Origin of the sequence: Brevibacillus borstelensis, assembly GCF_003710865.1 — a bacterium.
Lineage (GTDB): Bacteria > Bacillota > Bacilli > Brevibacillales > Brevibacillaceae > Brevibacillus > Brevibacillus borstelensis.
Genome location: NZ_RHHO01000031.1, coordinates 1 through 14,340, shown reverse-complemented (window position 1 = coordinate 14,340; position 14,340 = coordinate 1). Strand labels below are relative to the sequence as shown.

The 14,340-nt window shown below is 52.5% G+C and carries 10 protein-coding genes; all 10 read left to right on the top strand.

All coding sequences use genetic code 11. From position 1 onward, the window contains the following. The first annotated feature begins 50 nt into the window (after positions 1 to 50). The 10 genes from EDM54_RS14440 to EDM54_RS14395 all read left to right on the top strand — a co-directional run bounded on the left by EDM54_RS14440 (position 51) and on the right by EDM54_RS14395 (position 14,195). Positions 51 to 1,616, top strand: coding sequence for a tetratricopeptide repeat protein (locus EDM54_RS14440; RefSeq protein ID WP_039070942.1), 1,566 nt, complete (start codon positions 51 to 53; stop codon positions 1,614 to 1,616). Between the two features lie 87 nt (positions 1,617 to 1,703). Beyond that, a complete protein-coding gene (gene dinG / locus EDM54_RS14435) occupies positions 1,704 to 4,628 on the top strand; it encodes an ATP-dependent DNA helicase DinG, 3'-5' exoribonuclease type (RefSeq protein ID WP_031933272.1) in 2,925 nt (974 codons plus the stop codon). Positions 4,629 to 4,669: 41 nt separating this feature from the next. Beyond that, positions 4,670 to 5,569, top strand: a complete 900-nt coding sequence (locus EDM54_RS14430; protein ID WP_024985011.1) for a ComEC/Rec2 family competence protein — start codon at positions 4,670 to 4,672, stop codon at positions 5,567 to 5,569. A gap of 16 nt (positions 5,570 to 5,585) precedes the next feature. Then, positions 5,586 to 6,209: a redox-sensing transcriptional repressor Rex gene (locus EDM54_RS14425; RefSeq protein WP_003387037.1), complete on the top strand. Its 624-nt coding sequence runs from the start codon at positions 5,586 to 5,588 to the stop codon at positions 6,207 to 6,209. Positions 6,210 to 6,224: 15 nt separating this feature from the next. Beyond that, positions 6,225 to 7,523, top strand: a complete 1,299-nt coding sequence (locus tag EDM54_RS14420; RefSeq protein WP_024985013.1) for an amidohydrolase — start codon at positions 6,225 to 6,227, stop codon at positions 7,521 to 7,523. Between the two features lie 375 nt (positions 7,524 to 7,898). Next, entirely contained in the window at positions 7,899 to 8,591 is a 693-nt protein-coding gene (locus EDM54_RS14415) for a hypothetical protein (protein ID WP_003387035.1), read from the top strand. A 26-nt stretch (positions 8,592 to 8,617) separates the two neighbouring features. Beyond that, positions 8,618 to 9,106 (top strand): cell wall elongation regulator TseB-like domain-containing protein, encoded by a 489-nt coding sequence (locus EDM54_RS14410; RefSeq protein WP_122958391.1) that lies wholly within the window; start codon positions 8,618 to 8,620, stop codon positions 9,104 to 9,106. Positions 9,107 to 9,259: 153 nt separating this feature from the next. Continuing rightward, the gene (locus tag EDM54_RS14405; RefSeq protein ID WP_003387033.1) at positions 9,260 to 9,781 is read left to right on the top strand and encodes a hypothetical protein; all 522 of its coding nucleotides are present in this window, start codon (positions 9,260 to 9,262) and stop codon (positions 9,779 to 9,781) included. After that, complete coding sequence (locus EDM54_RS14400; protein ID WP_024985016.1) at positions 9,774 to 11,285, top strand: AAA family ATPase; 1,512 nt, start codon at positions 9,774 to 9,776, stop codon at positions 11,283 to 11,285. The genes EDM54_RS14405 and EDM54_RS14400 overlap by 8 nt, the downstream gene beginning before the upstream one ends. Before the next feature lie 111 nt (positions 11,286 to 11,396). Continuing rightward, entirely contained in the window at positions 11,397 to 14,195 is a 2,799-nt protein-coding gene (locus tag EDM54_RS14395; protein WP_122958390.1) for a WIAG-tail domain, read from the top strand. The last annotated feature ends 145 nt before the right edge of the window (positions 14,196 to 14,340 follow it).

Here is a 14,340-nt window from a genome sequence, read left to right as displayed (position 1 = left end):
CCCTTGTGAAACAATGAGACTACACACGCCTCACAGGGGGTGGCTTTTTTTTGAAGCTGGAAGAATGGTTTGATACATTGCAAACAAAAGCGGAAACAATTGAACAAAGGTGGCCGGCGGCTTCCGAGCATGAAAAGCTTCAGCTTGCTGATCAGTTGTTTCAGCTTCGCCAGGTAAGCGACAGAGTCGTCGATCTGTGGCTGCAGTTTGAAGAGAAGCTGTCTGCTGCAATTCGGCAGATTAAAAAGATGGAAGGCCAGGATGATGAGCAGGAAGAAGCTTTTGGCGAGCCTCTTGCTGGACAATCGTATACATCACAGGACAAGCCGAAGACCGAGGGGAAACAGCCAAAAGCAGATCAAAACGCTTCCACATCTGCGTGGAAGGATTTGCAATCCGCTTTGACAGACGGCGCGACTACGGCCGAAGAGCAGTCCTTGGCACAAGCAGCTTCCCAGCAAAAGCAGGGTCACCTCGAGTTGCATCGGGAATATGAGCATATGTTTCGGAAAGGAGAGGGCTTTTACCACCTCCGGATGTACCAGGATGCCAAACGCTGTTTTGCCGAGCTGGTAGACCAGTCTCCGGACTGGGAAAGCGGGCGGTTGTATTACGGGTACAGTCTCTTGTTTTGCGGTGAAAAGGAAACGGCGCTGCGGGAATTTCGCCTCCTTAGCAGATCGGCCAGCTCCCCTGCGGTCACGGCGATCAGCTATAATGCCATCGGATGCATCCTGGCCGAAGAACGGCAGTGGCTGGAAGCTGCCCAAGCGTTCAAGGAAGCCGTTTCGATCAAGCCCGATCACCGGGATGCCTGGTTTAACTTGGCGCTGTGCTATCTGGAAGACGGATACATCCACGAGGCCATGGAGACGATCGAGAAGGTGCTCGATGAAGGAGAACAGGATTGGGAAGCGCAGATGCTTTGGCTGCGGGCAGCCCGTCTGCTGCAAATGAGCGACCCGGCAGCGGAGCTGGCGCCGCCTGGCGGACTTAGGCTGCCCAACCGCAATCTTGACAGCGCGACGCTGCAGGAGATGGCCTCCCTCTATGAATCGTTGGGGAATTACCACCGGGCACAGATCTGCTATCACTTCCTGACCGAGCGTTATCCGCAAGACGGCCATGCTTGGCATGGGCTGGCCTGGAACACGTGGCTCATCGCCGGAACGCGCCGCGCTTTGACATTGATGAAAAAGGCGATCGCCCTGGCCCCCGATCAGCTCGACTTTACCTTTAGCTATGGCTGGATGCTGTTATTTGACGGCAAAATCGAAGAGGCATTGGCAGCCTTCCGGTTCATTTTGCTGAAGCAGCGGGATCATCGCCTTGCCCAATCGGGAATGATCACGGCCTATGAATGGATGGGGGATATTTTGGCGGCCAAACAACTGGCAAAGCCGTTTACCGAAGACCAGGATCCATACGTCCGATCACTCGGATACTACCACCTGGGGCGGATCGCCTTGGCAGAGGAAAACTGGCGACTGGCCGAACAATATTTCCGCCGGGTATTGCCGCACAGCGATCACTTCAGGGAAATACCGTTTTATCTGCAAATGTGCGCAGGCAAGCTGGGGGAACCCGTAACCGAGAGCGAACTATTGCATCCTTGAACGGGGAGCAGGAAATTTCCCGGTCTTTGCCGAAGTGTTAGGGAAGCGGACACGATACGGGCCGCGCAAGTACGAGGTGACCATAGCTTGAATCGTTTCATCGTAGTAGACTTCGAAACCACGGGGAGCCATCCCAGACAGGGAGACAGCATCATTCAGATCGGTGCCGTTACGATTGACGACGGACATATTACCGAGTCATTTTCCACCCTGATCAATCCGGGACAGGCGATTCCCCCTTTTATTAAGCAATTGACTGGCATTACCGACGAGATGGTAGCGGATGCGCCAACAATGGAGGAGGTCCTGCCGCGATTCCTTCGCATGCTGGAAGGACGGGCATTCGTCGCGCATAATGCCAGCTTCGATCTTCAGTTTTTGCAAGAAGCCCTGCTGAGCCAGGGCTATTATACGTTTGACGGATATGTACTGGACACGGTCGAGCTCTCTCGTTTCCTGTTGCCGATGCAAGGCAGCTATCGGTTGGGAGAATTGGCTGATGACCTGCACATTGAACATGATCGTCCGCACCAGGCGGACAGTGACGCTTTGGCTACGGCCCAGCTGTTTTTGCATCTGCTGGACATTATAAATGAGCTGCCTCTGGTGACCATCCAACGCCTGCAGATGCTGGTCTCTTCTTTTCGTTCCGATATTTCGGAGCTCTTGCGGTTCTTTGAGATGAAAAAATGGGGATCGATGGACCAGTTGGATACGCTCGGGCGGGACGCTGACGGGATGTCAGACCCGGACGATTCCGAAAAATGGGATGTGTACAGGCAGCTTGCTCTGCGCAAAAAGCCGGAACGCCTCAAAGCTTCTCTGAAAAGGGAAGAAAGCCCAGGCTTGCCGGCCACTTCTTCGTTTGAGGACATGATCGAACAGATGATTGGGGAAGAAGCCGCATTTTCCCGCAACCTTGCGGGGTACCAGCGGAGGGAGGCCCAAGAATCGATGATGCGGGCCATTTTTGACTCGATGGAGAAGGGATCTCACTTGCTAGTGGAAGCGGGGACCGGCACCGGCAAATCTCTCGCGTATTTGCTGCCGGCCATCCTCTGGTCGAAGCAGCGGCGCGAGCCTGTCGTCATCAGTACGAATACGATTCAGCTCCAGGAGCAGCTGTTTCACAAAGAAATCCCCGCGCTGCAGCAGTCGCTCCCGTTCTCCTTCCGGGCTTCCACGCTCAAGGGGAGAGGGAACTACCTCTGTCTGCGAAAATTTGAACAGAGTCTGGAAGAGTCCATGGAAGGCAGCAGCCAGGAGCTCCGGCTGGTGAAAGGCCAAATGGTGACCTGGCTGACCCAGACCGAGACCGGGGATGTCGAAGAATTAAGCATGCCGTCAACCGGCCAGTTGTACTGGCAGCAGGTGAAAAGCGATACGGATTCATGTCTTCACCGGAATTGTCCATGGTTTAGCCGCTGCTATTACTTTCAGGCGCGGGAAAGAGCCGCCGAAGCAGATGTTCTCATCGTCAATCACGCATTGCTCGTCAGCGATCTGCAGGCTGAGAAAAGAATCCTGCCTGCTCATGACATCACGATCATTGACGAGGCCCATCATTTGGAGAGTGTGGCAACCCACCATCTGGGCAAGCAATTTTCGACGGCCCAGCTCTTGTTTTTGCTGGAGCGAGCCAATCCGGAGGAGGGCAGCTATCTCCACCGTTTTGCCGAGCAGCTCTTGGCTTGGCCAGGAAATGAGAAGGCAGCGGCTGTCAATTCGGTGCGGGCAAGCATGAATGAGCATTTTCTCCGGCTCAAGGAAAAGGCCCAGCAACTGACGCAGTTGTTGTATCAGTGGGCGGCAGACCGAGGAGAAGAGACCTCCGATACCGGAAGAGATACGGTCCGTTACCAGACGCTGTCTTTTTCCGGCAAGCACGAGCGAATCCGAAAAACGGCCCGGCGGGTAATCGAATCGATGTCGATCTACGCGTCTGACCTGGAATCGCTTTTGTCTTCCATGCCATCCGGCGAAAAGCCGTCTTTTGAACTGCAAAGTCTTCATACCGATGCTGCAGGCTTGCTGAAGGAGTGGCAAGAAGGGATGGAAATGGTTCACTTCTTTCTCCTGGAGCCGGATGATGAGTATGTGTGCTGGATGGAAATCGAGTCTCGCACCCCGAAAAAGCAAGTGTACTTTCATGCTGCGCCGCTGCAAGTGGCAACACGCTTGGCGGAACCGCTTTTTGACGAGCGCAGAAGCGTGATTCTCACCTCGGCGACGCTGACAGTCAAAGACAGCTTTTCATATATTCTGGAAAGGATGGGGCTCGACCGGCTGCCAGAGGAGCGCGTCCGAACACTCCAGCTGCCGTCTCCGTTCTGTTATGAAAAGCAAGGGCTCCTGCTGATTCCATCCGATCTGCCTACATTGGGCAAAGAGAGCGAGCAGCAGTACCTCGAGGCCGTGATTCAGGGATGCGTGGATGCCATCAGGGCAGCAGGCGGCCGGACAATGATCCTGTTCACCTCCTATTCGATGCTGCGTGTGGTGTACCAAGGCTTGAAGGAACAACTGGACAACGAGCCTTATACACTGCTCGGACACGGAATCGACAGCAACAACCGGACAAAGCTGGTGCGCATGTTCCAGAGAGAAACAAACAGCGTTCTCCTGGGGACGAGCAGCTTCTGGGAAGGGGTAGATATCCAGGGCGAGGCATTGAGCTGTCTGGTGATTGTACGCCTTCCGTTTACTCCGCCGAACCACCCGATTTATCAGGCGAGGGCAGAGCAGGTAAAAGAGCAGGGCAAAAACGCGTTTATGTCGATCGCTTTGCCTCAGGCTGTCATCCAATTCAAACAAGGGGTCGGAAGACTGATCCGCCACCAGGACGATCGCGGTGTAGTTGTCGTGCTTGATACACGCATCGTGGAATCCCGCTACGGACGCTCGTTTCTCAAATCGCTCCCACCTTTCGATACGAGAACAGGCCCCTGGACAACCCTGCGCGAAGACATCGCTCCGTTTCTTCGGGGCATGCAATCCCTGTCTGATTCATAAAATGAATCAATAGTCTCACAGGGATATAGGTGATAAAATAAATGCTGTGGAAAGCGGGAAGAGCTTGGCTGTTGGTGTTGGCTGTCACAATGCTTTTGATACCCGGCTGCTCGATCGACAACCACTTGCAAAAGGCGGTAAAAGTAGAAGATCCGTTCGCAAGTGAAGACGAGAGTGAATTCATCGGGCTTGTCATCCACTATCTGGAGCTGCCGCACGGGGAAGCAACCTTGATTCGATTGCCGAATGGAAAAAACATGCTCGTTGATACCGGAAGCGCTGAGGATTGGCCCCGCTTGTTTGCGGCGCTGACCGAACGGAAAATTACCCGGTTGGATTACGTGGTCTTGACAAATGATTTGCCGGGGCACGCAGGGGGCTTCGCTTTTCTTGTGGAGCGGGTGCTTGTAGAGAACGTCATTTTGCCCCGTCCGATTGAGTCTTCGATTCGCAACGCGGCCCCGCTCAAAGCAGCAAAAAAGGCAGTGACTGTTACTGACGGAGAAGCAATCAGACTGGACGAAGACGTGATGCTCCAGGTCCTGCACCCGAGTGAACCGCTGTTCCTGTCTCCGCAAGACAACTCCCTTGTCTTTCAATTGCGGCATGACAAGTTGTCTTTTCTCTTCGCCAGTGCGATGAATGAAAAGGCCGAGGAGAGGCTGCTTGAGAAACACGCAGATCAATTGAAAGCAGCGGTTTTGAAGGTTGCTGCTCAAGGCAGCAATCAGGCTTCCTCGCAGCCATTTTTGAGCAAGGTGGATCCGCAAGTGGCGGTCATTTTAACCGGAAAGCCGAGAGAAAAGCTAAAGGATGGCCAGGAAGAAGTGCTGGAGCGGCTCGGCGAATCCTGGGCTGAGACCTACATTACCAGTCAGAACGGAACCATCACGATCCTCTCCAATGGAAAGGATTATCGCGTTTTGAAAAGAAAAAAGTAAGGAGGATCGACCGTACGTGGCCAAAAGTGAAAAGATTTCGGAAGCGGTTGTGCGCCGGTTGCCGATTTATCTGCGCTACCTAAGCTATCTGCAGCAAGTGGGCGTGACGACGGTGTCCTCCCAGCAGATGGGCAAAAATCTCGACGTCAACCCTGCCCAAATCAGAAAAGATCTCTCTTCCTTTGGGGATTTCGGCAAAAAGGGCATCGGCTATGACGTGAACTATTTGGTAGAAAAAATCCGTCAGATCTTAAAATTGAGCGAGGAAATTCGCGTGGCGCTGATCGGGGCCGGGCATCTGGGACACGCCATTAGCAATTACAATGCGCAGGTAGAGGATTACATGCGGATTGCGGCTATCTTTGACAATGACCCGGCCAAATGCGGAAAAGTGCTCGCGGGAATCACCATTCAGCCACTGGAAGAGCTGATTCAGACCGTGAAAGAGCAGAAAATTCGTCTTGCCATCCTAACAGTGCCAGCAGCGGCGGCCCAGTCGGTCGCCAACCTGCTGTTTGAGGCCGGGATTGAAGGGATTTTGAATTTTGCTCCCACCACGATTCGCACCGAACGCGATGTCAGGATCCACTATGCCGATGTGACATCCAGTTTGCAGAGCCTTGCTTATTACTTGACGTAAGAATGGAGTGTAACGATGAAAAAGACCATATTGACCCATGCAACGGTAATTACCGCAAATGACCAAAATGAAGTGATTCAGGACGGAGCTGTCGGATTTGAAGGAGCGGGTATTACGTACGTCGGTCCGACCCCCGATGATCTCTCCGGCTATGACGAAGTGATTGATCTGAAAGGGGATTATGTGCTGCCAGGCTTCATCAATACACACGGGCACGCAGGAATGTCGCTGCTCCGCGGTTATGCGGATGACTTGCCGCTCCAGCAGTGGCTCGAAGACAAAATGTGGCCGCTGGAGGCACAATTCACGTCCGAGCATGTGAAATGGGGCACATACATATCCCTTATCGAAATGATTCGGACCGGTACGACGACATTCGTCGATATGTATGATCATATGGATGAAGTGGCAAAAGCCGTGCAAGCGTCCGGGATGAGAGCGCGTCTCTGCCGCGGAATGATCGGCCTTTGCTCCGAGGAAGAGCGTCAGGCAAAGCTGCGGGATGCCGTTTCTTTCGCCCGTGAATGGCATAACCAGGCGGATGGACGCGTGACCGTCATGATGGCTCCACATGCTCCGTACACTTGCCCGCCGGAATTTATCACACAAATTGTGGAAAAAGCGGAGGAGCTGTCTCTGCCGATCCATATCCACATGTCGGAGACGGAGTGGGAAGTTGGTCAGAATGTAAAGGATTATGGGGTTCGCCCGGTTGCTCACCTGGAAAAGCTGGGTGTCTTCAATCGTCCAACTTTGCTCGCCCACGCCGTTCACCTCACGGATGAAGAGATCGACGTCTTGGCAAACTATCACGTGAAGGTATCGCATAATATCGTCAGCAACCTGAAGCTGGCAAGTGGAGTGGCGCCAGTACCGAAAATGCTGGCAAAAGGGATTCACGTTTCCCTCGGAACAGACAGCAGCGCGAGCAACAACAACCTCAACCTGTTTGAGGAGCTGAAGCTGGCTGCCATTTTGCACAAGGGCGTAAACAACGACCCCGTCGCAGTTCCAGCCGAGGAAGCGCTGCGCATGGCAACCCGTTATGGCGCAGAGGGCGTATTCCAGCCGGATACACTCGGAACGATCGAGACTGGGAAACAAGCGGATTTGATTGTGCTTGACAGTCATCAGGCGCATTTCCATCCGGCTCATGATCCCGTGTCCCATGTCGTGTACGCAGCAAATGGCCGCGATGTTAAGGATACGATTGTGGCCGGTTCTTTCCTGATGCGCAACAGAGAGCTTCTCACCGTCGACGAGGAGCGCGTTATTTTTGAAGCCAACCGGATGTTTCAGCAATTGAAGCGATAAGGGAAAAGGCTCCTGTCATGGGGGACAGGAGAAAGGTTGTAGGTGTAGGTAGAGGGATTTTGATTGGTCACCATGCCGACTTATTTTCGCCATACTTCCGCAAGCGAGGTATGGCGAAATTCCAGTGGGGATGAGTGAGACGATGCTCTTAGAGGTGAAGACAATGCTGCCCAGGAGACGCGATAATCCTGCAGCATAGACCCTAAGAGGTCAGGAGATGTCGTTTGGTTTGACAGCTTCACGCGCTCACCTCCTCGGGGTGTATCTGTAGTATGGCCCAGGTGCCGGGTCGTATGTTTAGCAAGTTTTCCGTCCTGTTCTAAAACCTTCCCAGAATTCATACGCATAAGGAAAAAGGGACAGGGGTGAACGGACTTGTATATTAAGCCCAAACAGCTCTGGTGGCTTCCGTCATTATTTCTCGTCCTGTTTGCCTTGGGCACCTTGCTTGGAGAACTTCACAATCGTCTGGATATAAAAGAAGCGCATGTAATCTCGACGACACAGCGAGAAGAGGCAGACCGGGCGATCGTTGCCAGTTTGCTGGATCAGGTAACCAAAGATACGGAGCGGCCATTCTCCGTTTTCGTAAAGGATTACGTTCTGAGCGGAAAGTACAAGGGTGAAAATTTTCAGCTGGCCGGGGAAATAGCCGGACATCGCTTTGAACTGCAAAAAGAAGCGGAACAGGTCAATGTCACGATTGACGGAGAAATTCAAGACCACCAGGCTTTGCCATACTCGCTATATACGCCCCAGCAGCATGCGGCTATCTTGAAAAGCAAGCTGGAGCGGGTTGCGCCGCTTCCGGTCGCAGATGGTTCCGGTCAGGGCTGGCAAGGCTATCGTCTCAGCGTGCCTTCTACAGAGGTGACCGATCTGTTGTCCATGTGGCTCGGACCATCTTTTCCGATCAAGGATATGACTCAGCGTCTGGCCAATCAGATTGCAGTCGAGTACCAATTATGGTACGATGGACCGACGCGTGAATTGCGGCAATTGGAGATCTATTTGCAAATGGAGACAGCTGCGGGACTCAAGCAGGATCAGCTTCGCTTTCGGTTGTAATGTAAGGGGATAAAGGAGTTTTACCGGTGTATGTAAAAATCGTTACAGGAGTAATCGCCGTTATTCTTGTGCTCGTTCTAGGCTCGGCCTATCATCTGGGCGCAACCGTTGTGGGGAAGCAGGATGATTTTGAGGCCCAGGTACGGCAATGGGTCCAGGAGCGGACAACAGTCGCGCAGATCGATTCCATAGACGAGTATCGCGGGAATCAATCCTATGCGGTAGTGCTGGGAAAAAACCAGGCGGGCACCCCTGTGGTGGTCTGGTTGACGGCCGAAACAGTCGCATTTGATTCTCTGGAAAAAGCCGTTACCCGTGAAAGCGTGGAAGCGGCCGTTAAAAAAGGATTTCCAGATGGAGCGATTCGCCATATCGTTCCGGGTATTGACGAAAAGAATCGCTTTTGGGAAGTAACGTTGCAGGACCAACAGGGCCGTTTTCATTATTTGCACTACGATCTGTTTACAGGTGCCCTGCTTACCTCTTACGTCGTTTCTCCCAAAATAGTCAGATAGCCCTTCCATTTTCGGAAGGGCTTTTTTCATTTCCATCCAACAACTGTAAGCAAAAAATAATATATCAGTATGATATACTAAAACCGTTGACAAAAAGAGAAAAAGTTGATAGACCATAGCATTCTGAGATAGTTTGGGGGGAAAACTGTGCAAATGCGCAAAGGGGCAATCGGACTCTCACTGCTGGCGACCCTGCTGCTATTGTTCGGCGGTTGGTTTTTATATCAGAAAATAGAGGTCGAAGAGCCTATCCGCACCCAGATCGGACAATTGCAGTCGGCAGAGCTGGCTCATCTACACGTGGGAAAAGATCACATCCAAATAGATTTGAATGTAACGCATCCGGAGCTGTTCCCGCAGGAATATCGCAAGCTGATGCAGCAAGCAAAAGAAATGGCAGGGGGCAAAGAGATTCAGGTCACTCTTGGCAACCAGTCAAAAGAGCTGGAAAAGGTATGGATGAACGGCTTGTTTTCGTTCACGGAAGCCGTTGATTTGCATCAGTACAGCCGGATTCCGCAATTGGTGGGCGAATGGAAAACAGCTTATCAATTGGACCAAGCGATGGCGCAGATGGATGCAGAGCATGTATACGTATACCTGAAGCGAGGGGCAGACGACTATTACGCGATCGTCCCTCGTTCGTCCGGAAGCGAGGTGGCAGTTCGTGGGTAAGGAAATCGTCTGCGGAGCAATACCGGCCATACTGGTGTTTCTCTGGTTTTTAGGCATCAATGTAACGCCCCTTCTCGTCTTTGGTGTCGTTCTGCTCGCCCTTTATTTTTTGGTCGTCCGACAAAGCCAAGGAAATGTATCGTTCGGTGGCAAAGGCAAGCAAACGAAAAATGTGGTTCCCAAGTCGAATGTTCAGTTTGCGGAGATCGGGGGCCAGGAAAGAGCCAAAAACGAACTGAAGGAAGCACTTGATTTTTTGAAGCACAAGGATCAAATCGCCCAGTACGGCATCCGTCCATTGAAAGGCGTGCTGTTAACAGGACCGCCGGGGACAGGGAAGACACTGATGGCGAAGGCGGCGGCAAACTACACGAATTCCGCTTTTGTCGCAGCGTCCGGTTCCCAATTTGTGGAGATGTACGTGGGTGTCGGAGCCCAGCGTGTCCGTGATCTGTTCAAGGAAGTCAAGGCATTGGCTGAAAAGAACGGTCAGGACAGCGGCATCATTTTCATCGACGAGATCGATGTGATCGGCGGAAAGCGTGACGGACAGCAGCAGCGAGAGTACGATCAGACGCTGAACCAGCTGTTGACCGAGATGGATGGCATTGGAACGAGCGAAAAACCGCGCATCTTGATGATTGCGGCAACGAACCGGAAGGACATGCTGGACTCGGCGCTGCTGCGTCCGGGACGCTTCGACCGTCATATCAGTGTCGATTTGCCTGACAAGACGGCGCGGGAGCAAATCTTGGTGATTCATACGGCCAATAAACCGCTCGCACCCGATGTTTCCCTGGAGCAAGTCGCTCAGGAGACATTTGGCTTTTCAGGTGCCCAGCTTGAAAGCGTAGCCAATGAAGCAGCCATTTACGCAATGCGCGAGAAAAGCCCGCAAATTGAAGCGCGTCATTTTGCCTTTGCCGTAGACAAAGTCATGATGGGAGAAAAAGTAGACCGGGAAGCTTCGGCTGAAGAGAAAAAGCGTGTGGCTTTGCACGAATTGGGCCATGCTATCGTAAGTGAAACCGTACGTCCCGGTTCAGTCTCCCAGGTGACGCTTAGCCCTCGCGGCAAAGCATTGGGATACGTCCGGCAAAATCCGATGGAAGACCGGTACTTGTACACGAAGGAAGCCTTGGAAAAGCAGATTATGGTATGCTTGGGCGGGGCCGTGGCTGAGGAAATCTACTACGGCGGCCGCAGCACAGGCTCCAAGAACGACTTCGAGCAGGCGCTGAATATGGCACAGGAGATCGTGCAGAGCGGCATGTCCGGATTGGGCATCGTTCACCTGCAGTACGTGGCCAAGGAACGGGTTCACGACGAGGTGGAGCGCATACTCGAAGACCTTCTGGAGAAAACCCGAACGCTGCTAAGCAAGTACGACTCTGTTTTTCAAGAGGGTCTTCATACGTTGCTTCAAGCGGAGGTTTTGCATGGCGATGCTTTTCGCAGCTTGCTTGCCTCTGTATCCACCCCTGAAAAGGAGCTGGCGGTATAACGCCGGCTTCTTTTTTTTCTTTGCATTATTTTATATTGACGGTGCCCAATGAGCGGTCTGGTGAATATCCTACAGAAGGACATGGACGATTTCAGGAGGGAAGAATATACCATGGCGAAGGTGAACCGTCGAAAAGTAAGCAAACCGTTGGGGAAAAGGTCAGATAGGCTGGAACTCCCTTTGCTGCACAACGATATTGACGTGGACTGGCTCGAGGATTTGGAGTCAGACCGGCAGTTGGCCAGCGGGGGACAAGAGTCATTTACTGTATCAAGCGTGAAAAAGGAGCCTGTCAGTGTCAATCCGCCTCTGCAAAAAATCCCGAAACAGCAAGTCAATTCAAACCAGACGACTTTTTCCAAAGTCCTCAAGGAACGTCGGGATGAGACGAACAATTCGGTGGTCTATACGGATGATTTGACCGATCAGGCTGTCACTACCGAAAAAATCGCCAATCGGGCAGTTGACGCTTCCAAAATCAAACCGGGAACGATCGACAACAATTTGCTGAAAGATTACGCTGTGGACAGTTCCAAGCTGGCAGACAGGGCAGTAACGTCGAACAAGATTGCACCTGAAGCAATCCAATCCACACATATCGGCAAGAATGTGATCGGTGGCGACATGCTCCAGGACCGTTCCATTTCGGGCGACAAGCTGCAAAACAACAGCATTACGTCTGAGAAGCTTGCCGACAAGACGATTGACGCAATCAAATTTGCTGAAAGTTCCATTCAGACGAAGCACATCCAGGAGCAGGCCATCACGACAGAGCTCATCCAGGATCAAGCGATTACCGCAGAGAAAATCAAGATGGGTACCATCCAAAAAGGAAATTTGGCCAACTACATTATCAACTCTGTCAAATTGGAAGACAACGCTGTCAGCAATGAAAAAATTCGCGATGGAGCAGTCACCGGCAGCAAAATCGACGAGGATGCCATTGAGTCGCACCATATCAAACGCGGTGCGATCCAGCACGAACATTTGAATGACAGAGCCGTTGACGCCAGCAATATCATGCCGGGCAGCATCCAGGACCAACATCTGGCTTCCTTCAGTGTCCAATCACAGCACTTGTCGCCAGAGTCGGTTACGGGCCAAAAAGTGGCACCTTATGCCATCACAACCGAACACCTTGATGAGAACAGCGTGACCTCAAGCAAACTGGCTAAAGAGTCGGTAGCCAGCGTTCATTTGCAACCATCCGTCATTCAAACGGCCCATCTTCAGGACAACAGCGTCACCCATAAGAAAATAGGCGATGCCCAGGTCACGACCGCAAAGCTTGCTGACAAGGCAGTGAATGCCGACAAGTTGGCCCCGCGTTCCGTGAACAGCCACCACATAAACGAGGGAACGATCGATGCAAAGCATTTGGCTGACGGTTCGATCACCAAGGATAAACTGGCGAAGGGCGTGATCGATGCCACCCATTTGGGTGAACGGGTTGTCAGCAATATTCATTTGAAGGACAATATTGTGCAAACGCATAATTTGGCCGACCACGTCATTACGACCTCCAAGCTTGCGGCAGAATCCGTGTCGACCGACAAAGTGACGGAGCTGAGCATAACGACGACCAAACTGGCTGACGGCGCCATCACCTCCGCGAAACTGGCCAGCGAATCGGTCAAAGCAAGACATCTCTCCCGAAATATCGTTACAGAGGAGAAGCTGGCCGACAAAGCTATACAGTCAAGGCATCTGACGAATAACGCCGTTCAAACCGAGCACTTGCAAAATCAAGCAGTCACGTCTGAAAAGCTTGCACCCAGCAGTGTAACGCGGGAAAAACTGGTTGCTCGCAGCGTGGACGGCACCAGGCTTGAGCTGCAGTCGGTAACAGGTGGCCATGTAGAGAAAAACACCCTGAGCGGAGAGCATCTCATCGCTGGCGCCATTACGTCCGACCATCTGGCTCCAGGGAGCGTACATGGCATTCACATTGCCAACAAAGCCGTCGACTCGCAGCATCTAAAACCGCTTTCCATTACGACAGAGAAGCTTGGCGAGGAAGCAGTCGTTACTTCGAAAATAGCGATACGCAGCGTAACCGGAGAAAAGATCAGCCTGTTTGCGATCTCGACTGATCACATCGAGGATCGGTCGATCACGAGGGACAAAATTACGCCAGGAGCGATCAGAGCAGAACACCTCCTGGATAATTCTATCGGCAGCGAGCAGTTGATGGAAAGAAGTGTAGGCGCCAAACATCTGAAGACCGAAAGCGTAGCAGGCGAACATATCGTCGACGGAGCGATCACGGCTAACCATCTGGCGGACGGCACCGTTACAATGGATAAACTGGCGTTTGTTCCGGTGGAGACCAGCAGGCCGCAAGGGGTCACTTTGCAGCAATTCGGGTTCCTTTCCTTCCGGATCCCTGCCAGCAAAAAGTCAGTTGACGTAACGATACGGCTCGACGCTCCGTTCGCAAATGCCGACTATTGTCTGGTGGCAATGACAAACCGGATGGGCTGCCATGTTTCCTTTAAATACGGCAATCGGACTTCTGCAGTAGTCACTGTGTTTCGAAATCGCTCCGGACAAGAGGAAAAAGGAGTGATTCAGTGGATTGCAGTCGGAGAGAAAGGTGGCACCATCACCGGTGAGATGAGGGAATATTTCGAGCAGGAGCTGGAGGAGAATGATCTGCTCGAAGCACTCGAAGAGGATGGCGAGATCGCACAGGAAGAGTTAAGTGCAGAAGATAAGGACGAGGAAGAGAATGCCGTCCTGTATGTGCATGATGATGGCGAGCATGAGTCAAACGGGGACGCTGATCAGGAATTTGCAGATGAGGATGCCATCGAGTCCAGGAGGGCAGCGCAAAGACATCGGAACAAGGGCCGCAATCGGGAGGAATTAACCATTAGCGAAGAGATTGATGAGAATTACGAAGACTAAATCGAAGCGCAGCCATTCAGAGTGTGGGCAACAGACCGTCAACTCTTTGCGTGGCTGTTGACGAATAGGAGTGTCGGACAGATATACAGGCAAAGGCCAGGCTCCCGGCGGAGCAGGGCCTTTTATTTTGGTGCGCCCAGCATGG